A 22,766-nucleotide genomic window follows, 5' to 3' on the forward strand; every position below is an offset into this window, starting at 1 on the left:
AGTTCAAATAAAACGTATTTAAAGGTGTAAAAATATTTAATCGAAATGTTGTGGCCAAAAATATTGTCAATCAACCCAATACCGATGTAGTTTTAGCTTTAATTGCCCGTGTACTGATGGCTTATATTTTCCTTGTTGCAGGCTAGGGAAAAATTTCAGCTTATAGCGTAACTTTAGGGTATACGGAGTCTATGGGGGCTTGGAGTGCTATTACCTTTAACCATTTTAGTTGAGTTTGGTGGTGGCTTAGCGCTGTTATTTGGTTTTCAAGCCCACTTTCCTGCGTTTGGCTTAGACCTATTTAGTGTTATTACCGCGTTTATTTTTCACGATGGCGCACAAGCCAGCATTAATTTTATGAGAAATTTTGCCATGGTAGGTGGTCTATTTTTTCTAATGCTGCATGGTGCAGGAAAAATGAGTCTAGATCATTTGATTGAAAAATAATTCAAAATGAAAAGCAGCATACAGGATGCTGCTTTTTTATTTACAAAAAAGTACGGTGTGGACGTTCTTTTTTTTGATCAAGATCAATAAAACATGAGGAAAATAAGATGAAAAAATCTTTTTAAAATAGGGTTATGTATGACAAGTTTAAGTCTTGCCGCTGGCGCATGGGCCAAAGATGATCATATCATTTTACAAGAAGCTGCAAAGAACCATGTCTCTGTGTCAGGCATTGCAAAGCTGAAAGATGAAACTGCGGTCACCTTAAAAGGCACGCTGCTGAAACATCTCAATGAAGACCACTACGAGTTCAGCGATGGTACAGGGGTTATTTTGCTGGATATTGATGACGATTTATGGAAAGCATCCAATATTAAAGCAGGCGATAAAGTACAGGTGGTCGGTGAGGTGGATACACATCGTTATAAACCGACTGATATTGAAGTCGTTAAAATAGAAAAAGTTTTGAAATAAACATCAGGCACGCGAAAGCGTGCTTTTTGATATAAAAACCATTGGGTTTTAAGCGTTGTATAAAGCTTGTCCGAATTATGTGCGTTACGCGCGGAAAAATGCTAGAATACGGCGCTTATATTCGTTTGCCTTTCATAGTTGTTTGTCATGACTACCAATACTCAAATTACTGAAGATCGTATCCTTATTTTGGATTTCGGTTCTCAATATAGCCAGCTTATTGCACGCCGCGTACGTGAAGCTGGCGTATATTCTGAAATGTATGCTTTTGATATGTCTGAAGAAGACATTCGTGCATTTAATCCAAACGGTATCATCTTGTCAGGTGGTCCTGAGAGCGTACACGAAGAAGGCAGCCCACGTGCGCCAGAAGTTGTGTTCAACTTAGGTGTACCAGTTTTGGGTATTTGCTATGGCTTACAAACCATGTCTGCACAGCTTGGCGGTAAAGTTGAGCCGGGTACTGTACATGAGTTCGGTTATGCCGAAGTAAACATCCAAGTTCGTGACAAGTTGATTGGTGATCTTGAAGACACCAAAGACCAACTTAAAGTCTGGATGAGCCATGGTGACAAAGTGACAGCGATTCCTGAAGGTTTCCAAATCACTGCAAGCACACCAAGCTGTCCAGTTGCGATGGTTTCTGATGAAACGCGTCGTTTCTACGGTATTCAGTTCCACCCAGAAGTAACGCACACTGCAAAAGGTGCAGAGTTATTATCGAACTTTGTACACAGCATTTGTGGCTGTCGTAGCCTGTGGAACTCTGAAAACATCATTGACCTACGCGTTGAACAATTACGTCAACAAATTGGCGATCAAAAAGTTCTTCTTGGTCTGTCGGGTGGTGTTGATTCATCAGTAGTTGCTGCGCTTTTACACCGTGCGATTGGCGATCAATTGACTTGTGTATTCGTTGATAATGGCCTACTTCGTTTGAACGAAGGCGAGCAAGTGATGGACATGTTTGCGAAAAACATGGGTATCCGTGTGATTCGTGCCGATGCTGAAGAGCGTTTCTTGACTGCACTAGCTGGTGAAGTTGATCCTGAGAAGAAACGTAAAATCATTGGTCGTGAGTTCATTGAAGTTTTTGCTGAAGAAGCGCGTAAACTTGATGGCGTAAACTTCCTTGCTCAAGGGACAATTTACCCAGACGTGATTGAATCTGCTGCAACCAAAAATGGTAAAGCTCATGTGATTAAATCTCACCACAATGTGGGTGGTTTACCAGATGACTTAGCTTTTGAATTGGTTGAGCCAATCCGTGATTTGTTTAAAGATGAAGTGCGTCGTTTAGGCACAACTTTAGGTTTACCATTTGAAATGCTATATCGTCACCCATTCCCAGGTCCAGGTTTGGGCGTGCGTATTTTGGGTGAAGTGAAGAAAGAATATGCAGACATTTTACGTCTTGCAGATGACATCTTCATGCAAGAGCTTCGTGCCAGTGGCTGGTATGATAAAACTGCACAAGCCTTTGCTGTATTCCAACCGGTTAAATCAGTTGGTGTTGTAGGTGATGGCCGTCGTTATGCATGGGTAATTGCGCTTCGTGCAGTTGAAACCGTTGACTTCATGACAGCACGTTTCGCACATCTTCCTTATGATCTTGTAGATAAAATCTCGACACGTATCATGAACGAAATTAAAGATGTTTCTCGTGTTGTTTATGACGTATCGTCTAAGCCACCAGCAACGATTGAATGGGAGTAATTTAGGGCTTTCAAGAAGCGAAGCTTCTTGCCTAAATTACGCCAAGAGCTATGCTCGCGGCAGTTGACGAAAATTATCTTTAAAAAAAGAGCGCTTAAGCGCTCTTTTTTGATGTAGTTAGTTTTATATAAAGAGGGTCTAATGTAGTCGATTCTATTCCAATACTTTTTAAGAAACCTTCGTATTGTCTTGGATTTAACTCAATAATTTTTTTTAGAATAGCAAAAGAAGCTTTATGCATTTCAGGTTGTTCTAAAGGTGTAAAGGATCTTTCAAATATTCCTGCCAAGTGAGAGTATTCATTATTGATTCTATCAGTAAATGTAAATACTAAATGTTCGCCCAGAGGTGGTCCCACATGTTTGAACAACTAAAAGCTTATTTATAAGTGATACTCTGCTCTAGTTAAGCTACCTTATTTTGTTGTGGTAGCTGGTCATAGTAAAACTCATCTGGAGTCATTTTGTCCAGACTCGAATGAGGTCGTTTCAAATTATAAAATTCAAAATATGCGTTTAATTGCTTCTTCGCATCCAAAACATTGCTGTAGGCTTTGAGATACACCTCTTCATATTTAACGCTCCGCCATAATCGTTCAACCATCACATTATCAACCCATCGACCTTTACCATCCATACTGATTTGAATGCCATTTGATTTCAATACATCAATAAATGCATCACTGGTAAACTGACTGCCTTGGTCTGTATTAAATATTTCAGGTCGACCATATTTTTCAATAGCTTCATTTAATGTTTCTATGCAAAATGTAACCTCCATACTAATCGATACTCTATGCGCAAGTACCTTGCGGCTATGCCAATCAATCACAGCACATAAATAAACAAAGCCTTTTGCCATAGGGATATACGTTATATCCGTAGACCACACTTGATTACTGCGCTGAATAGCCAATCCTTTGAGCAGATATGGATATTTACGGTGAGCTTGATTGGCCTGACTTAGATTTGGTTTACGATATAACGCATTAATGCCCATTTTCTTCATTAAAGTACGTGTATGACGTCGTCCTATATGATGTCCTTGACGATTCAACAAATCACGCATCATACGGCTACCTGCAAAAGGGTATTGCATATGTAACTCATCCATACAGCGCATCAGCTTCAGATCTGATTCACTCACAGGTTTTGGGCGATAGTAATAACAACCACGGGAGACTTTCAGCAGCTTAGCTTGCTTAGATACTGAAATCTGAAGTGAGTCATCGATTAACTTTTGTGGTTGAAGCGGCCCAGTTTCTTCAACACACCTTCTAAAAAATCAATTTCTAATGCCTGCTCACCGATTTTTGCATGTAGTTTTTTTAGATCGATGGGTGGTTCTGTTGGAGCTTTTGATTGATCGAAAGCTTGCGAGGAAGCTGAAATCAGTTGATTTTTCCAGTCGATAATTTGGTTTTGATGAACATCAAATTCAGCACTCAATTCAGCAAGTGTTTTTTCTGCTTTAATCGCAGCAAGTGCTACCTTAGCTTTAAAATCATTTGAATGATTTCTTCTTGGTCTACGTGCCATAAAATACTCCATATATTGATGTTTATAACATCATTTGGGGAGCAAAATATCACTTATAAGTGTTGTTCAAATTTCCTGATCCACCTCTCCCCAAAGGAATTGAAGTTTTTCGGTATCGGTGTTGGAAAATCCATCTGGATAATGAAAATTAGAATATAGTTCTAAAAATTTCCTTGCGTTATTGGGGAAATTATAAAATATATTATAGTTTTGGTCGTTAATGTTTTCTTCACTTGCACAGAGATATAGTTGATGAAATAAGAAATTAAGTTCTGAAAAGTAGTTTTTCATATAGATTGGCATTTGGAATATAGCAGAGGAGTCAAAATTCCTTTTAACAATAAAAAATTGTATATTGCCCCATTTTTTCCCATTGAGTCGTTTTAGGTATTTTAAAAACTCTAAATTATGTGTTGAAATAAACAGTTGCCCAAATTTTTGATTAATTACAATTTTTTCTTCAATAAGAGAAAAGATAAAGAAAATATGATTACTATCTAAACTACTAATAGGATCATCTATCCAAATAATCGGTTTCTTATTTTGATCTAGATCATCTTGGATTTTTGCTAAGAAATAGCAAAATGAGATGAGGCTTTGCTCACCTTCACTGAGATTATGGGCTTTAGTACCATTACGTTGGATTTCAAATTTAATCTCTTTCCCATTTGTTGTATTGGCTTCGATTGGTTCTAGGCTTAAGGCTTGATGTCCGAAATCATGATTTAGAATATTCTTAATGCGTCGACAAGCTTCACCCTCAGATTTTAATTTGTCTTCTTCACTTTTTATTTCAGTAGTAATTGTGGTTTTTCGAGTTTGTAGTGTTGCAAGTTCAATTTCTAATGGAGCAATGGCTTCAAAAGCTAGGTCTATATCTGAAGTTAACTGAGTGTAGTTAATAGATTGTAAGAAGAGATAAATATGATCTAAACGTAATGCATTTTTAGCTTCGTTTTGCAAAGAATAAAGTTGATCATTTTTCTGAATGCATTCAGTTCGAATCTGAGAAATTCTTTCAAGGATAGTTTTGATTTCTGTAGAATGATCTTGAGGATGTTCGATTGATAACTCTGAAAATAGTTTTTTATCTTTATCCTCAAGTGATTTTTTTAGCAGTTCGATAGATGATTTCTGCTTGGCAAAAGCATTTTGCAGATTGGTTTGTAGTTGAGAAAGTTCAGGATGGTACTGTTGGTAATAGTTCGTCATATCAAAGCTGATATTTAATGGACTATTACTTAGTAACTTATCTAAATATTTTATTCCTTTGGAAATTCTATCGCGGAGCTTATCTGTTTCTTCATCAAAATGATTGGCTAATTCTTTGCGTCTTTGATCGCTAATTTCATTATTACAGAATGCACAAGTAGTACGATCATTATGTAGGGGATGTCCTATTTGCGCCCATGAATTTAGAGAGGGATTATTTTTTAGTTCATCAATTTTATCTGAGCTGCCAACAACTGATTTTAGTATGTCATTCGTAGAAGTGATGAGAGATGAGAAATTTAAAGTATAAGGTGAGAGCTCAGGGGGAGCAGATAGCTTACGTTGTCGAACAGTATTTTCAAATAATTCTATTTGCGTCAGGTTTAGTTGTTGATAGTTATTGTGTAGTACTTCAGAAATATCTGCTTCTAAACTTCTTTTGTCATAGCGAATATTCCCAAAACGTTCATGTTGATTCTTAATTGAATCAGAGTTTCGAGTTGCTTTATCTGATAATTTTTTGTCTAAGTCACGTACTTTATTTTGATGATTGGTTTTGGCATTTTGAACTTCATTAGCTTTATTGTGAATATCAAGATATAGGGCTGATTTACAGATTTCTTCATTAGAGCCTAGTTCATTTTTTAACTGTTGAATACGATCTAAAACTTGCTGATTTTCACCGCCCAAAGTTACTGAGAATGATTCAATATTTGCATTTTCATCATGAATAAATTTTAGGTTTTCTCTAATGAAATCAGAGTTATATACGTGAATTGGGTGAGCAAATGCCGATAGATTATTCTGAGAAATGATAGAACTATCTGAAAGCTCAATGCTAAAATTTGGATTTTCGTATTTAGGTGAAAGTGTTTTAGTTTCTAACGCTCGGATGATTTTAGAAAGGCTAGTTTTTCCAGAGTAGTTTCGACCATAAAAAATATTGATATCTTTAAAGTCATAAGTTTGATTCTGTTGAGCCAGATTGGAGGATAGATGAGTATTCCAATCAAAGTTTTGAAAAATCCCAAAATTATCAATTTTTGCAATGCTCTTGATTTTCACTTAATTTTCAGCCTATTTTTATTGAATAATAAAGTTTTTATTGCTTGGTAAATAATATCTAAACTTTTACAAAAATTGAATGCTATTTAATCAAATTCTATAAGTGTTTATTAGTTGAGGCTTTTTTAGGTTGTCTACGCGCATATAAACATTTGAAAATATTGGGGAGGCTCTAAGGCATACAGAGAGAAAGATGTAACAACATCTTTACATCCACTCATTGCCTTGTACTTAGGTTTTGAAAACACAAGATATTGTCCCAAGTTTAAGAATCAGCATTCTATTTTTAGGGATGTGCAGTTGGGAATCTGCTTGTTATGATCTAGGACATATGGATCTGTAATGAGTAAGCACATGACGAATAATAACTATACTGAACTTTCACATTCGGATGACTGTGAAAAATACGTAAATCAATTCATTCAAGAGTTTCCACTGAGAAGTGCTGAAATCGGCCAAGGGACGGTCATCAAACGCGCGCTGCCAAGTCGCCATAAACGAATGATTGGTGCATGGTGTTTCTTAGATCATGCAGGCCCTGTAACCTTCCCTCAAGGGGACGGTTTAGATGTTGGCCCACATCCACATATCGGTTTGCAAACCTTTACATGGATGATTGAAGGCACCATGATGCATACCGACAGTTTGGGCAGCAAACAGCTGATTCGTCCAAAACAGGTCAATTTAATGACCGCAGGACACGGGATTTCCCATACGGAAGTCGCACCAGATACAGAAACCAAAATGCATGCAGCACAGTTGTGGATTGCATTGCCTGATGCACAAATTGCTGTTGAACCACGTTTCGATCACTATCCAGAACTGCCAGTGGTGGAAAAAGATGGGGTGGAATTTACCGTTTTGGTCGGAGAGTTTTTAAATACCACTTCACCTGTGAGCGTTTATACAGAGTTATTAGGGGTGGACTTAAGCGCAGCAGAAAGCACCAAAACCCGTTTAACACTCAATCCAAACTTTGAGTATGGGTTTATGGCTTTAGAAGGAACGGCTACGGTTAATGGACACGAACTGACTGAAGACAATATGGTGGTGCTAGAGCAGGGTGTAAGTACGATTGAAATTGAAATTCATGCTGGCAGTCGCTTGTTACTGTTAGGTGGTGAGCCGTTTGAAAGTCCAATTCTACTGTGGTGGAATTTTGTTGGTCGTACTCAAGAAGAATTGAAAATTGCACGTGATCAGTGGATTGCACAAGATGAACGTTTTGGTTCGATTCCTGACTATGAAGGTCCGCGCTTAGAAGCTCCAGCATTTCCAGACCAAATGCGCGCTTCAAAATAAAGGGAATACTGCGACAAGTCGTTCAACAACAGAATAGGTGGACAGTTTCAATACTTGAAACCTATTCAAAATAATATCAATGAAAAATAGGATAATAAAAAAATGGGAATCATTGCGAATGCGGAAGTCAAAACATGCGTCGAAGCATGGTCTGGTGAAGTAAGCAGTGGACGACATCAATTCATTACCGATAAACCAGCGTCTTTTGGCGGTCAAGATAAAGGCCCTGCACCTTATGACTTTATTTGTACAGGTTTGATTTCCTGCACCATGATTACCCTACGGATGTATGCGCAGCACAAAGGTATTGAGTGGGGGACTTTTAGTGTCGAAGCAGATTTTAATGCCAATAAAGAAGGCCGAGAATGGATCAGCCGTCGTTTGTCGTTTGAGCAAACATTGACAGAAGAAGCACACCAAAAAATCTTAGACATCTGTCAAAAAACACCAGTCACTAAAACTTTATTACGTTCCGTCGAGATTGAAACCTCAATTGTTTAACTCGCTTGATGGTTTTTTATAGGCGGTAAAGGATTTTGCGCGACTGGGTATTCATGTGTATCGACAGATGCAAAATCCAAATTTTAGCGTAAAGTGGGTGCTAGATTTCAATTAAAAAAGGTAAAACAATGATCACCCTGCACCATTTGGAACATTCACGGTCTTTACGCATTTTATGGGCTTTGGAAGAGTTAGGGCTGGAGTATGAAGTGAAGTTTTATAAACGCCTACCGACCTATGCTGCACCACCTGAGTTAAAAAACATTCATCCCTTAGGCAAAGCCCCTGTTTTGACCGATGGTGATTTGGTCATAGCAGAATCTGCGGTGATTTTAGAATACTTGCAAGCCACCTACGATACAGAACACAAGTTTAAACCGAAAAATTCAAAGGACTTAATGCAATACAACTACTGGATGCATTATGCCGAAGGCTCGTTGATGCCATATTTGGTTATGACCTTGGTGATGAGTAATGTACCCAAGCATGTTCCATTTCTAATTAAACCGCTTGCCAATAAAATTTGTGATGGGGTGAAAGGCGGCTTTATTAATCCACGCTTGAAAGAGCACAGTGCATATTTGGAAAATTATTTGTCTCAACATGAATATTTTGCAGGTGATTTTTCCTTTGCCGATATTCAAATGAGCTTTCCTGTAGTGGCAATGCAAGAGCGGGTAAAAGCCCATAATCCTCAAATGGTTGCTTATGCACAGCGTATTCAGCAGCGCCCAGCCTTTAAAAAAGCCAAGGAGCTCAGTGGGTTCTAGTGGGTGGTGATGATTTGAACCTGATTTTTTTGCCCGGTGCATCGGGCAATACGGCATTTTGGCAACCTGTTATCCAACGCCTACAGGACGATTCAACCATGGTCGTCGCTTATCCGAGCTTTGGTGGCTATCCTGATGAAATGAAAGTGCAGAGTTTTGAGGACTTACAAGATTATGTATTGAATCAAATTCAACAGCCTTCTGTGGTCGTTGCACAATCGATGGGTGGTATTTTTGCAGTACAAGCTGCTTTACAAAAGCCTGAACAGGTGCAGGCCTTGGTGCTCGTGGCAACCTCAGGCGGCATTGATTTAAGTCCTTTTCAGGTGGCGGATTGGAGAGAGGATTATCAACAGAGCTTTACGGTTCCTGATTGGTTTGTTCAGCATCAGTCTGATTTGACAGACAGTCTGGAGCGTATCCAGTGTCCAGTTTTGTTGATTTGGGGCGATGCAGATCCGATTAGTCCTGTTGCAGTGGGACAGTTCTTACACCGTCAAATACCACATGCTGAATTGCATATCGTGTCACAGGGTCAACATGATTTGGCTTATGTGCATGCAGAGCATGTTGCGCAATTGATTCAAAATTTTCTCGTCAAACTCAGAGTATAAAAAAGGATGCCGAGGCATCCTTTTTTTGTTTTAGCGTTTGACCACAATCGAATCAATCCCGCTATGTTGTAGGGTTTGTTGCGCAATCACTGCGGCTTCTTGCGAGTCATATGGCCCTGAAATCACGCGATACCATGTTTGGCCACCTTCAACGGTTTTGACGACATCGGCAGAGAGACCATTTAAGATAATTTCTGCACGACGTGCATCGGCACTGTCTGGGTCAGGGTAACTGCGGACTTGCAATATAAAACTTGGCGCTTGCGGTGTCGGTGCTGCTTCGGTTAAACCCGGTTCAGCAGGGGTGCTTTCTTCGGCAGCAGGTGCTTCAACAATCACCACAGTGCTTGGATTGTCTTTGGTTTCAGGAATGGCTTGATCAGGAATCGGCGTCACTTGCTGCTGTGGCAGTAGGTCATAGAAACGGTAGTCTTTATTGGTTTCTTCTTGATAATGTTCCGAAGTGATTTGCCCTTTCGGCTTCACTGGTGCCCAAGGTTTCCACAGTAACAGTGCTACAGCAAAACAGAGCACGATTAAAATGACCACAAGTGTACCGAGCCAAGCTGGAATCAGTGGCTTTTTGGGTTTGTTCGGTCTTTCAGATACACCGCGCTGCGTTTTTCCAAACACGTGGAAACCTCTTTTCTTCTAATCAATATGAGGGACTGGCCCATTCTTTGCTTTATTTTAGTACTTGGCCTCAAGCAATTAAAAGAGGCGTCATTGTAAAATAAAGAATCGCTTTGCAAAATTCAAGTTTCACAAAGCGAGCAATACATCGGGGTTGATATGGCTACTTCGGGCAAAGCCCTTCATCTTGCGACGATGTGCAAAGCGTTGCTTTTTACATCGGTACCTCAAGCATAGCTTTCGGTCTTACAGCCATGTGTGAAGCTTTGCTTTGCTGGTTACATCGTCTCAGGTGCAGACACACCTAGTAACTCTAAACCATTACGCAAAACTTGTTGTACGTTTATTGAAAGTAATAAACGGGCTTGCGAAAGGGCAATATTCTGTTCGTCGATAATTCTTGTATTATCCAAGTTATACCAACCATGAAATAACGCCGCGAGTTCTTTCAAATAGTTACCCACTTGGTGTGGTTCATAGCTATTTGCTGCACGAAGCACAATTTCAGGATAGGCCGCAAGTTTGGCAAGAATTTCAGTTTCAGCATCAAGAGTTAATAAGGTCGCATCGTAATCAGCTGCTTTGCTACGATCAAAAGTAATGCCTTTTTCAGGTGCTTTCACATCGACCATACGATTAACACGTGCATGCGCATATTGGATGTAGTACACCGCATTGTCTTTGCTTTGTGAAACTGCAAGGTCTAAGTCAAAGTCAATGTGCTGCTCAGACTTACGCATCACGTAGTAGAAACGCGCAGCATCGTTGCCCACCTCTTTACGCAGGTCGCGTAAAGTCACGAACTGACCAGAACGAGATGACATTTGTACCATCTCACCACCACGCCATAGGCTGACGAACTGAACTAAAAGCACAGTCAGTTTTTTCGAATCATAACCCAAGGCATCAATCGCGGCTTTGACCCGTGAAATATAGCCATGGTGGTCTGAGCCCCAGATATCAATGATATCGGTATAGCCACGTTGTAATTTGTTCAGGTGATAAGCAATGTCAGAAGCAAAGTAAGTGGTTTGCCCATTACGACGTTTCACAACACGGTCTTTTTCATCGCCAAATTCAGTCGATTTGAACCAAATGTTGCCGTCTTTTTCATATAAGAAACCACGTTGTTCTAAAGTTTCTAAAGCTTCATCAATTTTGTCTGTCAATGAAGCTTCACTGAACCATTGGTTAAAGGTTACACCAAACTCGCCCAAGTCATCTTTGATGTCATCTAAGATCGCATTCAGCGCTGCTTGGTGGAATACGCGGTAAGCTTCACCGATTAAGCTTTGTGAATTATGGATTAAACCATCGATGTGCTTTTCTTTGTCGCCTGAAAGGACAACTTTATTGCCTTCAGCATCGAGTTTTTCTGCATATTGCACATCTTCAGGAACATCTTTATACACGTCTGCTACAGGGCGAACGTAAGCATCGCCATCAGCATCAATAATACTTTGCGCGATTTCTTTAACATAGTCGCCTTGATAGGCATTTTTAGGGAAAACCAGTTCTTGGCCTGTTAATTCGAGGTAGCGTAAATAGGTAGATGTTGCCAGGATGTCCATTTGACGGCCTGCATCATTCACATAATATTCACGGTCTACGGTTGCACCTGTTGCTTCAAGCAAGGTTGCAACGGTCATCCCATAGGCTGCGCCACGACCATGACCAACGTGCAAGCTAGACGTTGGGTTGGCAGAAACGAATTCTACTTGGATTTTCTTCGCAGCATTGGCTTGAGTGCGACCAAATTGCTTGCCTTGCGCTTGAATTTGATCAAGTACAGCAAAACGTTGGTCAGCATTTAAAAAGAAGTTAATAAAGCCAGGACCTGCGATTTCTGCTTTGCTGATGTCCGCCACTTCAGGCAGTGCAGCAAGAATTTTTTCGGCTAAATCACGTGGCTTCATCCCCGCAGCTTTAGAGGCAATCATGGCGATATTGGACGCGAAATCCCCGTGGCTTCGGTCTTTGGTACGCGTCAAAGTACTGCTGTTATTCCAGTCTGCTGGAAGGACGCCTTCAGCTTGAAGGTTTTGCACTGCGTGCTCGAGAGCTGCTTGGATTGCCGTGTTCATATTCAGTCGAAAATTTAATGTCGCAGAAAAACGCTAAATATAGCAAATTTCCGCGTCTTTAGGTGAATCCATTTTTATAGAATAAAAAATGTTCAAAAACTGCTAACGATTGCGCTGCAATAAATATGAAAAGCGCAGTATGATGAGAACCAAAACGCATACTTTTAAGGATAAAACGTGTCTGAACAGCGACCGATGATCATCGGCAATATTCCCAAGTTACCAGCAAAATATGCCATGTTTATTTTGCCGTTTTTTATCTCATTTTTTATGAGTGGCATTATCTCGATGATCAATCTTTGGCGCAATTTGGGTTGGGTGGACAATTTCCTACAGGTTTGGTTGTCCGCATGGATGATGTCTTGGGTGGTGGCCTATCCTGTAGTGCTCATTGTGCTACCGATTGTGCGCCGTTTGACCGGTGTGTTTGTTGATATGTCACATTTGAACCCACCCAAATAACCTGCATTTTAGCTATTTTCACGGCATGAGACAGGTTTGCTTAGGAGTTCCGCATTTTGGTTTTGAAAACGATACAGTTTGCCTGCATGAAAGAGCTTAATCACTTTGGCACTGGCAAGTTGTTGTTGAAAACGACTCAGGCTTTGGCGTTGAAATGGATCAAAGGGATTGCCGTAGTTTTTGTTGTCGAGTAAAAACTGAATCTGTCCTGCTTCTTTATCATAGCCATATAAGATACGTTTGCCTTGCGCATCTTGAAGCTCAAATGTAGGCGGATGACTGCTGATTTTACAATTCAGACGTAGTGAGAGCACAAAGCTTTCGGTCGATTTGTTTTGTAGCTGATAAATCCCTTGTTTTTCATTCTCCAAATAGACCCATTGGTTCAAGGGTTTGTAACTGCTAATTGAAATCTACTTATTTCTATACTATTATATACAACATGAGTAAATATGTAAGCATTAGCGTTGCAGCTAAAACATTAGGTGTTTCCATTCAAACATTAAGGCGTTGGGATGAAGAAGGCACTTTGGTTGCAGATCGAACCCCTAAAAATCATAGACGATATGATCTGAGTAAGATCACGCCTGAGCAAATACACAAGCCCGATAGTCAACTTCAAAGGAAAACCATTGCATACGCAAGGGTATCGAGTCATGACCAAAAAGAAGATTTAATTCGACAGCAACAAGTTCTTGAAATGTACTGTGCAAATCAAGGTTGGACGTTTGAATTAATCTCCGATCTTGGTTCGGGTATGAACTATAGAAAAAAAGGCTTAAATAAGCTGCTAGAAGCAATCATGAATGATGAAATCGGACGTTTGGTTTTAACGCATAAAGATCGCTTATTGCGGTTTGGTGCTGAGTTGGTTTTTGCCTTATGTGAAGCTAAAAGCGTGGAGATCGTCATTCTTAATAAGGGTGAAAATTTGTCTTTTGAGGAAGAACTTGCTCAAGATGTTTTGGAAATCATTACAGTGTTTTCGGCAAGATTATATGGTAGTCGTAGTAAGAAAAACCAAAAGTTAATACAGGCAGTCAAAGACGCACTATGAGCCGATTCATACGAGGGCATGTAATCCAATTACTGCCAAATAATAAGCAAGCAAGTCATTTCGCTCAAGCGAGTGGTGTTGCTCGTTTGTCGTATAATTGGGCTTTAAAAGAATGGCAACGTCAATATAAAGCAGATAAGGAATATAGAGATCAGTGTGACTATTATGGCGTTCAGGTGGATAAAAAACTTCTAAATAAACCATCCGAAGCTAAAATAAGAAAGCACTTAAACTCGTTCAAGCGTGAGAAATACCCTTTCATGCTTAAAGTGACCAAATGTGCGCCACAACTTGCGATTAAGCAATTGGGTAGTTCATTTGATCGTTTTTTTAATGGTCAATCCAAATATCCAAAGCCTAGAAAAAAAGGCGTAGATGATCGCTTCTCATTATCAAATGACCAATTCAGCATTAAAGATAGAAAAATTAGTATCCCAAACTTGGGTTGGGTAAAAATGACTGAGGATTTGCGTTATCAAGGAAAAATATTATCAGCGAAAATATTTAAACAGGGTGGTAAGTGGTTTGCTTCGATTGCTGTTGAATTAAATCAGCCTGAGAAACTTCACCCCAAAACAGGTTTATCTGTTGGTATTGATTTAGGTGTTTCCAGTCTTGCCACTTTATCTAATGGCGAGGTTGTTCCATCAAGTGCGCCACTAAAGAAACAGCTTGCCAAGTTAAGACGACTTGCTAAGTCTTTTAGCCGTAAAAAGAAAGGTAGTCAAAACAGAGAAAAAGCGAAAACCAAGCTCTCTCGTTTGCACTACAAAATATCATGCTTGAGAAAAAACAATCTTCATCAAGTCACATCTGATTTAGTTAAGCGATTCGATCTGATTGCGATTGAGGATTTAAATGTGAAAGGTATGGTACAAAACCGTAAGCTCTCAAGAGCCATATCGGATATGGGCTTTTATGAGTTCAAGCGACAGTTGATTTACAAGGCTAAACAGCATGGCAAATCAATACTTTCTGTTGGACGATTCTTTCCAAGCAGCAAGATGTGTTCGAATTGTGGTGAATTAAACCAAAACCTGACACTTGCAATGCGTGAGTGGCGATGTTCATGTAACACCCTGCATCACAGGGATATTAATGCTGCCATCAATATTCTAAAACATGCAGATAAAGAATTGGTGGCTACATAAGCCACCAATGGCGGTGAGTTACACCGTGACAGCCTATGGAATTGAGGTAATCCCAAGCGCAATAGCAATTGGTTCTTGATGATGAAGTAGGAATTAAACATTAAACCCACGTAAGTAGGTTTAAGTAGGTTTTAAATAACGGTAAATTTGCACTGAGTTGCTCATATTGCTCGATGGTGGCTTTACTGATATCGACAATGCCTTTGGGATCGATTTCAGGCAGTTTTTCGTTATGACCAAATAGTCCTGTAATTTTATCACTCACTGTAGTCTGCGCTGTAGAAATGGATTGGCATGCTGTCATTTGTGTGAGGTAAAGACATGCGAGGCTCAACAACCTCAATTTTTTGATGATCATTTTTAATATAAAGAAGAAATAAAAGCGTTAGCTTAGCTTGAGCTTTATTTAAGTTCAAATTTTATCCATGCGTTATTTGACCGAAAGACTGTCGTAAACGTCCTTTTTACGTTGAGTTGGTTTGATTTTTATTTTCAGACTAAATCGCTTTGATAATTGCATCACGCTTATAAATATCAAAAGACGAGCAAATGGCGCTAAGCTAGTAGCCGAATTAGATGCATAGATTCTCCCCATAGGTTCATCTAAATCTATGTATAACGAGATAGGTAATGACGACAGAATATTTAAAGACAAAACAACCCTTATACATCCCTTATGCGGGCAATACCTTGCTTGAGTTGCCGCTGTTAAATAAAGGATCGGCATTTACGGAAGAAGAGCGCACTCGCTTCAACTTGCATGGTTTAATTCCGCATGTTGAAGAAAGCATTGAAGAACAAAGTCAGCGTTCTTATCAACAGTACTGTGCTTTTAATGATGCGATCAATAAGCACATTTACTTGCGTAATATTCAAGACACCAACGAAACCTTGTTCTATCACCTCATTGAAAACCATTTAAGTGAGATGATGCCAATTATCTATACTCCAACGGTGGGTGAGGCCTGTCAGCGTTTTTCGGATATTTATCGTCGCCATCGTGGTACATTTATTTCCTATCCAGACCGTGCGCATATTGATGACATCTTGCATAACATCAACAAGAAAAATGTCAAAGTTATTGTGATTACCGACGGCGAGCGTATTTTAGGCTTGGGCGACCAAGGCATTGGTGGTATGGGTATTCCGATTGGAAAGTTGTCGCTCTATACCGCGTGTGGGGGTATTAGCCCAGCTTATACGTTACCAATTACCCTCGATGTCGGGACCAATAATCAGCAGTTACTGAATGACCCAATTTATATGGGTTGGAATCAACCGCGTATCAGTGGTGATGAGTACTATGCTTTTGTTGATGAAGTGATTGCTGCGATCAAGCGTCGTTGGCCGAAAGCGTTGATTCAATTTGAAGACTTCGCACAAAATAATGCCATGCCGTTATTGAATAAGTACCGTGATGAAATCTGTTGTTTTAATGATGATATTCAAGGTACCGCAGCCGTTTCTGTAGGCAGTTTGATTGCTGCATCACGTGCGGCAGGTAAACAGCTCAAAGATCAAACCGTTGCCTTCTTAGGTGCAGGTTCAGCAGGCTGTGGGATTGCTGAGCAAATTGTTGCACAGATGAAAGTTGAGGGTTTAACTGATGCCGAAGCGCGTGCACGCGTATATATGGTCGATCGTTTTGGTTTAATCACTGAAAATCAGCCTAACTTACTTGATTTCCAACGTAAATTGGCGCAAAAGCCAGACGTGATTGCGCAATGGGGCAATGCTGAAGAGGTGATTTCACTGCTTGATGTCGTGAAAAATGCCAAACCTACCGTGTTGATTGGGGTATCGGGTCAGCCTGGCTTATTCACTGAAGAAGTGATTCGTACTTTGGCTTCGAACTGTGATCGTCCGATTGTGCTGCCACTGTCTAATCCAACGTCGCGTGTTGAAGCAGTGCCAGCAGATATTATTCACTGGACGGATGGCAAGGCTTTGATTGCGACGGGCAGTCCTTTTGCTCCTGTAAACTATCAAGGCAAAATTTATAATATTTCGCAATGTAATAACTCATACATCTTCCCAGGCATCGGGTTAGGTGTGATTGCGGCCAATGCAACCCGTGTGACCGATTCGATGTTAATTGCATCGAGTAATGCTTTGGCAGATTGCTCACCGATGCTCGTGAACCCTACAGCAGATTTATTGCCTGAGATTGATGAAATTCAGAAAGTCTCTAAGCTGATAGCCTTTAAAGTGGCCAAAGCAGCAATGGATGCAGGTGTAGCCCCGATTATTAGTGATGAGCAATTGCAACACGCGATTGAGAAGAACTTCTGGAAGCCAGAGTATCGTCACTATAAACGTGTCGCCTTCTAAAGCTGAAAATGAGACGAACAAAAAGGAGCATGCTGCTCCTTTTTGTTTTGGGTATACGGATTTAATGGTTGATGGGGCACCTTCACCCCATCAATCGTAAGCGTCCGCTGAACCCCATGCCTATTTTTTAATTTGAGTTGGATTTCCAGCGATGTGGTAGTAATTCTTCTATTTGGGTCGCTTTATGCGTCGGCAGCCTTTTCAGCACATCACTGAGATAGGCATACGGATCCAACCCATTCAGCTTTGCTGACTGGATTAAAGTCATGATATTTGCCGCTCGCTGTCCACTGCGCAGCGAACCTGCAAACAACCAGTTCTTACGGCCCAATGCCCAGGGACGCATTGAGTTCTCTGCCCAGTTATTGTCAATGGGTAGATTGCCATCATCCAGATAGCGGCTTAAGGCTGGCCAACGCTTCAGACTGTAATTGATGGCCTTGGCGGTTGGAGAACTCGATGGCACCGTCAGATAATGTTGGTTGAGCCATTCACACAGTTGTTGCATCACCGGTTGGCTGTGCTGTTGTCGGTATTCGCGGCGGTGTTCTGCTGTACCATCGGTCTTTTTCCTGAGTTCTGCTTCTATCGCATACAGTTTCTGAATCATCAGTAATGCCTGTTCAGCGATCTGACTTTTCCCGGTCACATGTAGCTCATGGAATTTACGACGTGCATGCGCCATGCAGCCCACCTCTATGACATCGCCTGATTTAAAGCGTGCTTTATAACCACTGTAATCATCACAGACCAGATGGCCCTGCCAGCCATTCAGGAACTCTTCTGCATGCTGACCTGAACGGCTATCCTGAAAGTCATAGATCACCGCTTGAACTGGATTGTACTGTGTAGTGGCATAGGCCCAGACATAACCTTTCTTCGGTTTTTTCTCATCATCACCCATCCGCATGATGGTGACCGGCGTTTCATCGGCATGGATCACCCGCTGTTGCAGCACCACCTGTTTTAAGGCATTGGCCAGAGGTTCCAGTTCCACACCGCAGCGACCTATCCAGTCAGATAACGTTGATCTAGAAAGCTCGATTCCCGCCCGCTGATAGATCAGACGTTGACGGTACAGCGGTAAATGATCGGCATACTTCGATACCAGCACATGGCTGAGCAGTTCAGGTGAAACAATGCCTTTATCAATCACATAGGCAGGCATCGCTTGCTGAGTCAGGGTGTCACACTGATCACAGACCCATTTGCCACGCACATGCTGTTCCTTATAGAACTGTGCCGGTCTGAAATGTAGTTTTTCACTGATATCTTCGCCGATACGACGCAAGGTGCAGCCACAAGCACATTGGGTTGATGTTGGTTCATGCTCGATACGGATGGTGTGTAGATGATCGGGCAGCAGTCGACGTTTAGGTTTGTTGACTGTGGCTTTGTGTGTCGCTGCATCAGTTTTATCTGCATTCAGCCGTTCCAGTTCCAGATCAACAGCGGCAATATCTTCTTCGACCGCTTCATCCCACAGATGGATTTGTTTTGCGGTGAGATGTTCGTTTTTACTGCCAAATTTGTGCTGTTTAAATAGTGCGAGCTCATGCTCGTATTTTTGCGTGAGAATGGAAAGATGTTGAACTTTGGCATCCAATTGCTGGTTTGATTTTTCTAATTCTTGATTTGATTGTGCCAGAGACTGATGCTGCATCGCCAACTGCCGGGTAAATTCCAGCAGTTGTTCATGGGTCAGTTGGCTTAAATCAGGCAGCATTTTCATGACCGCAGTATGCCTGAGGTCATGACGCAGAGGAAATAGAACGTTTGGAGAATAGCAGAATGTAGCAGCCTAGTTTAGAGCATTGTTACCACTTGCTGTCGTCCAATGCGCTGCCAAGGCAAACCCTGAATTAGTGCCTGTAACTGTTCTGGACTGAGAGCTACGTTTTCACCCTGGTGAACTTTAGCCCAGTGGAATTTTCCCTGTTCCAACCGCCGGGCACACAGCCAGATGCCCAGTCCATCATGTACCAGCACTTTCATGCGATGGCCACGTTTATTACAGAACAGGTAAGCACAATGCGGTTTGATGTAGCCAAAGGCTCTCACCACCTGAGCCATGGCCGTATCCATACCTGCACGCATGTCCATGGGCTGAGTAGACAACCAGATTTCATCGATACGGATCATGTTGTAAGTGCCTTGAGTAATTCTGCTAAAGCAGATATTTCTGATACTTGCCATTTCAAGCCAATTTCTGCTTTTGAGTGGGGTAAAGTAATTTGAACCGTTAACATGCCAGTAGGGATAGGATCTAATGGTGCGGAGCAAGATAAGGTAATAAATGCAGGTTTATTCGGTAGTAGTGAGCGATCATTCCCTGGCTTAGCATCAATTAAGCGAATCCATTTGGATACAAGATTTGTATTCAATCCATGTTGCAAAGCGACCGAAGCAATTGAAACCTCCGATGCTTTACACGCCTGAACGATCTGCTGTTTAAATTCAGCACTATATGTTCTTCGTTTTATCGTAAGAGATGCGATGGATGTCTGGTTATTTGTAGTCATAAATTTAAGTTCCCACTTGTTTTTAAGTCAGGACTAAATTAAGGCTTATAGGACGAATTCATAAGGTGTGTTCAGCGGACGCTTACCATCAATCTGATACCACCCTCAGATGGTTGATAGATCGACTCCGTAGTTGAGTTCCTCTGCGAAGTCCGGCAGTCCGTAACCGATGGTTTTCTTGTAGAAAGGAGAGACCTTCGCAGTCGGTGCCTTCTTCTTGTGCTTCGTGGTGTAGAGCATTCGTACCCGCATCACCTCGAAGGAGTAACCGCGCCCTTCACGGTTCTTGTCCTTGGCCAGTCGGTTGATGGACTCCGTGTAAGCGTTGGTGACGGGCATGTCCGTCTCGAAGTAGGTCATGGTCTCTTCGCGCCAGTTTCCCACTGCCCTGACCAGATCGCTCCAGACTTCCTTTTGGCCCTTCGGGATGGTGGCTATCCACTCGTCCAGGGCGGCTTCTGCCTGGAGCCGTGTGGTGGCGTCCCAGATGCCGTAGAAGCGCTCCTTGTGCTCGTAGGCGGCCAGCAGTTGCGGGAACGCGCCTGTCCAGGTCTCCATGATGAGGCGCTCCCGGTCTGAGACTTCGTGAGCGCGTTTCAGCAGGATTTTCCGGTCTCCCTTGAGAGTCCGGCTCTGGGACGGTTTCAGCTCCTTTCTGAGGCCCTTGCGCACTCTCTCTAGGGCATCGTTGGCCATGCGCACCACATGGAACTTATCGACCACGATACGGGCCTGGGGCAGCACAGCCTTGACCGCTGCCCGGTAGGGGTTCCACATGTCCATGCTGACGATCTCGACCTTCTGCCGGTCTTTCAGCTTCATCAGGTAGTTGGTCACCACGTCCTGGCGGCGGGTGGCCAGCAGGTCGAGCAGGGTTCGCTCCTCAATGTTGGTCAGAATGCAGCGGTAGCGCTTGTTCAGGTATAGCTCGTCAATGCCCAGGATGCGGGGCGTCTCGAAGCGGTGCCAGCGCCCCAGGAACTCGGCGCGGGCGTTGAAGATGTCGCGCACCGTCTTCTCGTCCAGGCCGGTCTGTGCCGCCACAAAGGTGTAGGGGTGGTTGAAGGATTCCTTCTCCACGTACTCATGCAGCCGCAGTGTCATACGGAATCCGTCCACCATCTCCGGTAGCTGGGGCCTGAATGTTGTCTTGCAGGCCCGGCAGGTGTATCGGCGGCGGACCACCCAGAGAGTGACCCGCTTGCCGTGGATGGGCAGATCACGATAGGGAACGTCACGCTTGCCGAACCGTACGAACTCACCCTGCACGCCGCATTCCTCGCAGGCAATGGGATCGGGCACGTCCACCTGGAAGTGCATTTCGTCGTCGGTTGATTTGCAGCCCAGTACTTGGTATTGCGGCAGGTGAAGGATGTTGTCGGGAAGTTCGGTCATGGTGTTGTATAGGCGTAGGTGTCAGTCAGATCCATCCGACTCGGCATTGGTGTTTGCTTTTTTACCCAACAAGCTGCTGGAAACGAAAAGTAAGGCACCGAGGACAATTGCAATATCAGCCAGGTTGAAGGCCGGCCAATGCCAGTCTCGCCAATAGAAATCAAAGGAATCCACAACATAGCCGCGAAAGACCCGGTCAATCAGGTTGCCCATGGCGCCACCGAGGATAAGACTGTAAGCGATGGCTTCTCCTTTATGACGATTTTCAAGGATCAGCTTGATCAGAAAAATCGAGACCACTACCGCGATTCCGATAAAAAAGTAGCGCTGCCAGCCTCCACCATTCGCAAAAAGACTGAATGCGGCACCGGTGTTCCATAGGTGCACCCAGTTAAAGAACGGGGTCACTGAAATAGACTCGCCATAGGCCATTGATTGCTGCACCAGCCACTTTACAGCCTGATCAGACGCTGCCAGCAGGCCCGATATGGACAATAGGGCATACGGCGAGAGCTTTTTGCCAATAATGAGCATTATTTAACCCTTCAACGCCAAAATGCGTCTGGCACCGTTAAGTACAATGCCCCCCGCGATGGTGCCGATAATCAGATCCGGATAATTGGACCCGGTCCACGCGACCAGAGCGCCGGCGGTGATGACCCCCAGGTTGATCACCACGTCGTTGGCCGAGAATATCCAGCTTGCCTTCATGTGCGCCCCGCCCTCCCGATGTTTGGATATGAGCAGCAGACAACTGGTATTGGCAATCAATGCGACGAATGCGATAGCCATCATCACCAGCGATTCAGGCTCACTACCGAATACAAAGCGTCTCACCACCTCTATGAGTACGCCCACAGCCAAGATCAGTTGCAGTACACCAGCAAGATGCGCGGCACGTACCTGCATTTTCACGCTATGTCCAACCGCATAAAGGGCAAGCCCGTACACCGCCGCATCGGCAAAATTGTCCAGGGATTCTCCAATCAGGCCGGTGGACCGGGCGATCAGACCGGCAGTCATTTCCACCACGAACAGAAGTGCATTGATGCCGAGCAACCAGCGCAGGGTCCCGGATTCTTGCTTAGCAGAAGCTGCCGAAAACTCGGCGGCCTTGATGGTCTCCGGATTTGCAGCGACGGTTTCCTGAAGCGAGGCGCCTAGCCCCAAGGTCTTCAGTTTCGAGGTGACGGGCTCGACCTCACCGTCATGCACGACCTTCAGCCGGCGGTTCGACAAGTCGAAGGACAGTGCCCGAATCCCCTCAACGCCGTTCAGGGCTAGGCGAATCATGCGCTCTTCTGATGGACAGTCCATCTTCGGCACGGCATAAACACTGACCCATTCCCCCGACGCATCGGAGGAGGCCTGCATATCGGTATCCGCCGCAGGCCTTGCATGGTCGCCACAGGGGCCTCCGCAGTTTTTACTCATGATATGACTCCACTTGAATGTGATCGGGTTTTCATTTAAAACTATATAGTAGCTATAA

23 protein-coding genes and 1 pseudogene are annotated in these 22,766 nt (G+C 42.8%); 11 read left to right on the forward strand and 13 right to left on the reverse strand.

All coding sequences use genetic code 11. The features are described 5' to 3' along the window. The first annotated feature begins 32 nt into the window (after nt 1-32). The 3 genes and pseudogenes from AC4CUX_RS07915 to guaA all read left to right on the forward strand — a co-directional run bounded on the left by AC4CUX_RS07915 (nt 33) and on the right by guaA (nt 2,637). Nucleotides 33-447: pseudogene (locus tag AC4CUX_RS07915) on the forward strand (DoxX family protein). Between the two features lie 138 nt (nt 448-585). Then, nucleotides 586-921: a NirD/YgiW/YdeI family stress tolerance protein gene (locus tag AC4CUX_RS07920; protein ID WP_201953175.1), complete on the forward strand. Its 336-nt coding sequence runs from the start codon at nt 586-588 to the stop codon at nt 919-921. A gap of 147 nt (nt 922-1,068) precedes the next feature. Further along, nucleotides 1,069-2,637 (forward strand): glutamine-hydrolyzing GMP synthase, encoded by a 1,569-nt coding sequence (guaA, locus tag AC4CUX_RS07925; protein ID WP_201953178.1) that lies wholly within the window; start codon nt 1,069-1,071, stop codon nt 2,635-2,637. Nucleotides 2,638-2,731: 94 nt separating this feature from the next. Here the strand turns inward: guaA and AC4CUX_RS07930 are convergent, their stop codons facing one another. The 3 genes from AC4CUX_RS07930 to AC4CUX_RS07940 all read right to left on the reverse strand — a co-directional run bounded on the left by AC4CUX_RS07930 (nt 2,732) and on the right by AC4CUX_RS07940 (nt 6,452). Then, nucleotides 2,732-2,995 (reverse strand): hypothetical protein, encoded by a 264-nt coding sequence (locus tag AC4CUX_RS07930; protein ID WP_490792308.1) that lies wholly within the window; start codon nt 2,993-2,995, stop codon nt 2,732-2,734. A 47-nt stretch (nt 2,996-3,042) separates the two neighbouring features. After that, a protein-coding gene (locus AC4CUX_RS07935; protein WP_228127453.1) for an IS3 family transposase occupies nt 3,043-4,175 on the reverse strand; the annotation gives its coding sequence in 2 pieces (ribosomal slippage) (nt 3,043-3,923 and nt 3,923-4,175; 1,134 coding nt in all). Between the two features lie 66 nt (nt 4,176-4,241). Then, the gene (locus AC4CUX_RS07940; protein ID WP_490792309.1) at nt 4,242-6,452 is read right to left on the reverse strand and encodes an AAA family ATPase; all 2,211 of its coding nucleotides are present in this window, start codon (nt 6,450-6,452) and stop codon (nt 4,242-4,244) included. Between the two features lie 354 nt (nt 6,453-6,806). On the opposite strand from AC4CUX_RS07940, the gene AC4CUX_RS07945 reads away from it, so the two are divergent. The 4 genes from AC4CUX_RS07945 to AC4CUX_RS07960 all read left to right on the forward strand — a co-directional run bounded on the left by AC4CUX_RS07945 (nt 6,807) and on the right by AC4CUX_RS07960 (nt 9,639). After that, nucleotides 6,807-7,754 (forward strand): pirin family protein, encoded by a 948-nt coding sequence (locus AC4CUX_RS07945; RefSeq protein WP_201953182.1) that lies wholly within the window; start codon nt 6,807-6,809, stop codon nt 7,752-7,754. Between the two features lie 102 nt (nt 7,755-7,856). After that, complete coding sequence (locus AC4CUX_RS07950) at nt 7,857-8,255, forward strand: OsmC family protein (RefSeq protein WP_201953184.1); 399 nt, start codon at nt 7,857-7,859, stop codon at nt 8,253-8,255. Nucleotides 8,256-8,383: 128 nt separating this feature from the next. Next, on the forward strand, nt 8,384-9,025 hold the full coding sequence (locus tag AC4CUX_RS07955; RefSeq protein ID WP_201953187.1) for a glutathione S-transferase family protein: 642 nt from the start codon (nt 8,384-8,386) through the stop codon (nt 9,023-9,025). Between the two features lie 14 nt (nt 9,026-9,039). Next, complete coding sequence (locus AC4CUX_RS07960; protein ID WP_201953189.1) at nt 9,040-9,639, forward strand: alpha/beta fold hydrolase; 600 nt, start codon at nt 9,040-9,042, stop codon at nt 9,637-9,639. 30 nt (nt 9,640-9,669) lie between these two features. Here the strand turns inward: AC4CUX_RS07960 and AC4CUX_RS07965 are convergent, their stop codons facing one another. After that, nucleotides 9,670-10,272 (reverse strand): SPOR domain-containing protein, encoded by a 603-nt coding sequence (locus AC4CUX_RS07965; RefSeq protein ID WP_004684390.1) that lies wholly within the window; start codon nt 10,270-10,272, stop codon nt 9,670-9,672. A 278-nt stretch (nt 10,273-10,550) separates the two neighbouring features. Beyond that, nucleotides 10,551-12,356 carry an arginine--tRNA ligase gene (gene argS / locus AC4CUX_RS07970; protein WP_490792310.1) on the reverse strand — a complete coding sequence of 602 codons (1,806 nt, stop codon included), beginning with the start codon at nt 12,354-12,356 and terminating at the stop codon, nt 10,551-10,553. Between the two features lie 177 nt (nt 12,357-12,533). Here argS and AC4CUX_RS07975 point away from each other — a divergent pair, with 177 nt between their 5' ends. Beyond that, entirely contained in the window at nt 12,534-12,818 is a 285-nt protein-coding gene (locus tag AC4CUX_RS07975; RefSeq protein WP_004684392.1) for a DUF2798 domain-containing protein, read from the forward strand. Between the two features lie 8 nt (nt 12,819-12,826). On the opposite strand, the gene AC4CUX_RS07980 is transcribed toward AC4CUX_RS07975, so the two are convergent. Beyond that, on the reverse strand, nt 12,827-13,207 hold the full coding sequence (locus AC4CUX_RS07980) for a YfjT/YkfB family phage-associated protein (protein ID WP_490792311.1): 381 nt from the start codon (nt 13,205-13,207) through the stop codon (nt 12,827-12,829). 53 nt (nt 13,208-13,260) lie between these two features. On the opposite strand from AC4CUX_RS07980, the gene AC4CUX_RS07985 reads away from it, so the two are divergent. Next, entirely contained in the window at nt 13,261-13,875 is a 615-nt protein-coding gene (locus AC4CUX_RS07985) for an IS607 family transposase (RefSeq protein WP_005402019.1), read from the forward strand. Then, nucleotides 13,872-15,026, forward strand: coding sequence for an RNA-guided endonuclease InsQ/TnpB family protein (locus AC4CUX_RS07990; RefSeq protein ID WP_005402020.1), 1,155 nt, complete (start codon nt 13,872-13,874; stop codon nt 15,024-15,026). Before AC4CUX_RS07985 ends, AC4CUX_RS07990 begins: the two co-directional genes overlap by 4 nt. A gap of 100 nt (nt 15,027-15,126) precedes the next feature. Here AC4CUX_RS07990 and AC4CUX_RS07995 read toward each other — a convergent pair whose 3' ends face one another. Continuing rightward, nucleotides 15,127-15,330, reverse strand: a complete 204-nt coding sequence (locus AC4CUX_RS07995) for a hypothetical protein (protein ID WP_490792312.1) — start codon at nt 15,328-15,330, stop codon at nt 15,127-15,129. A 326-nt stretch (nt 15,331-15,656) separates the two neighbouring features. Between AC4CUX_RS07995 and AC4CUX_RS08000 the strand changes: the two genes are divergently transcribed. Continuing rightward, nucleotides 15,657-17,357, forward strand: coding sequence for an NAD-dependent malic enzyme (locus AC4CUX_RS08000; protein ID WP_078426291.1), 1,701 nt, complete (start codon nt 15,657-15,659; stop codon nt 17,355-17,357). 127 nt (nt 17,358-17,484) lie between these two features. Here the strand turns inward: AC4CUX_RS08000 and tnpC are convergent, their stop codons facing one another. The 6 genes from tnpC to AC4CUX_RS08030 all read right to left on the reverse strand — a co-directional run bounded on the left by tnpC (nt 17,485) and on the right by AC4CUX_RS08030 (nt 22,708). Beyond that, on the reverse strand, nt 17,485-19,089 hold the full coding sequence (gene tnpC, locus AC4CUX_RS08005; protein ID WP_490792313.1) for an IS66 family transposase: 1,605 nt from the start codon (nt 19,087-19,089) through the stop codon (nt 17,485-17,487). Between the two features lie 74 nt (nt 19,090-19,163). Beyond that, nucleotides 19,164-19,499 (reverse strand): IS66 family insertion sequence element accessory protein TnpB, encoded by a 336-nt coding sequence (gene tnpB / locus AC4CUX_RS08010; protein ID WP_043974827.1) that lies wholly within the window; start codon nt 19,497-19,499, stop codon nt 19,164-19,166. Beyond that, nucleotides 19,496-19,879, reverse strand: coding sequence for an IS66-like element accessory protein TnpA (gene tnpA / locus AC4CUX_RS08015; protein ID WP_004684363.1), 384 nt, complete (start codon nt 19,877-19,879; stop codon nt 19,496-19,498). Before tnpA ends, tnpB begins: the two co-directional genes overlap by 4 nt. Before the next feature lie 105 nt (nt 19,880-19,984). Then, nucleotides 19,985-21,274 (reverse strand): ISL3-like element ISPpu12 family transposase, encoded by a 1,290-nt coding sequence (locus tag AC4CUX_RS08020; protein WP_282842558.1) that lies wholly within the window; start codon nt 21,272-21,274, stop codon nt 19,985-19,987. A gap of 21 nt (nt 21,275-21,295) precedes the next feature. Next, entirely contained in the window at nt 21,296-21,808 is a 513-nt protein-coding gene (gene lspA, locus AC4CUX_RS08025; protein WP_490792314.1) for a signal peptidase II, read from the reverse strand. A 3-nt stretch (nt 21,809-21,811) separates the two neighbouring features. Beyond that, nucleotides 21,812-22,708, reverse strand: coding sequence for a cation efflux transmembrane domain-containing protein (locus AC4CUX_RS08030; RefSeq protein ID WP_490792315.1), 897 nt, complete (start codon nt 22,706-22,708; stop codon nt 21,812-21,814). Between the last annotated feature and the right edge of the window lie 58 nt (nt 22,709-22,766).

It is taken from the genome of Acinetobacter sp. 231_lipA, assembly GCF_058243005.1.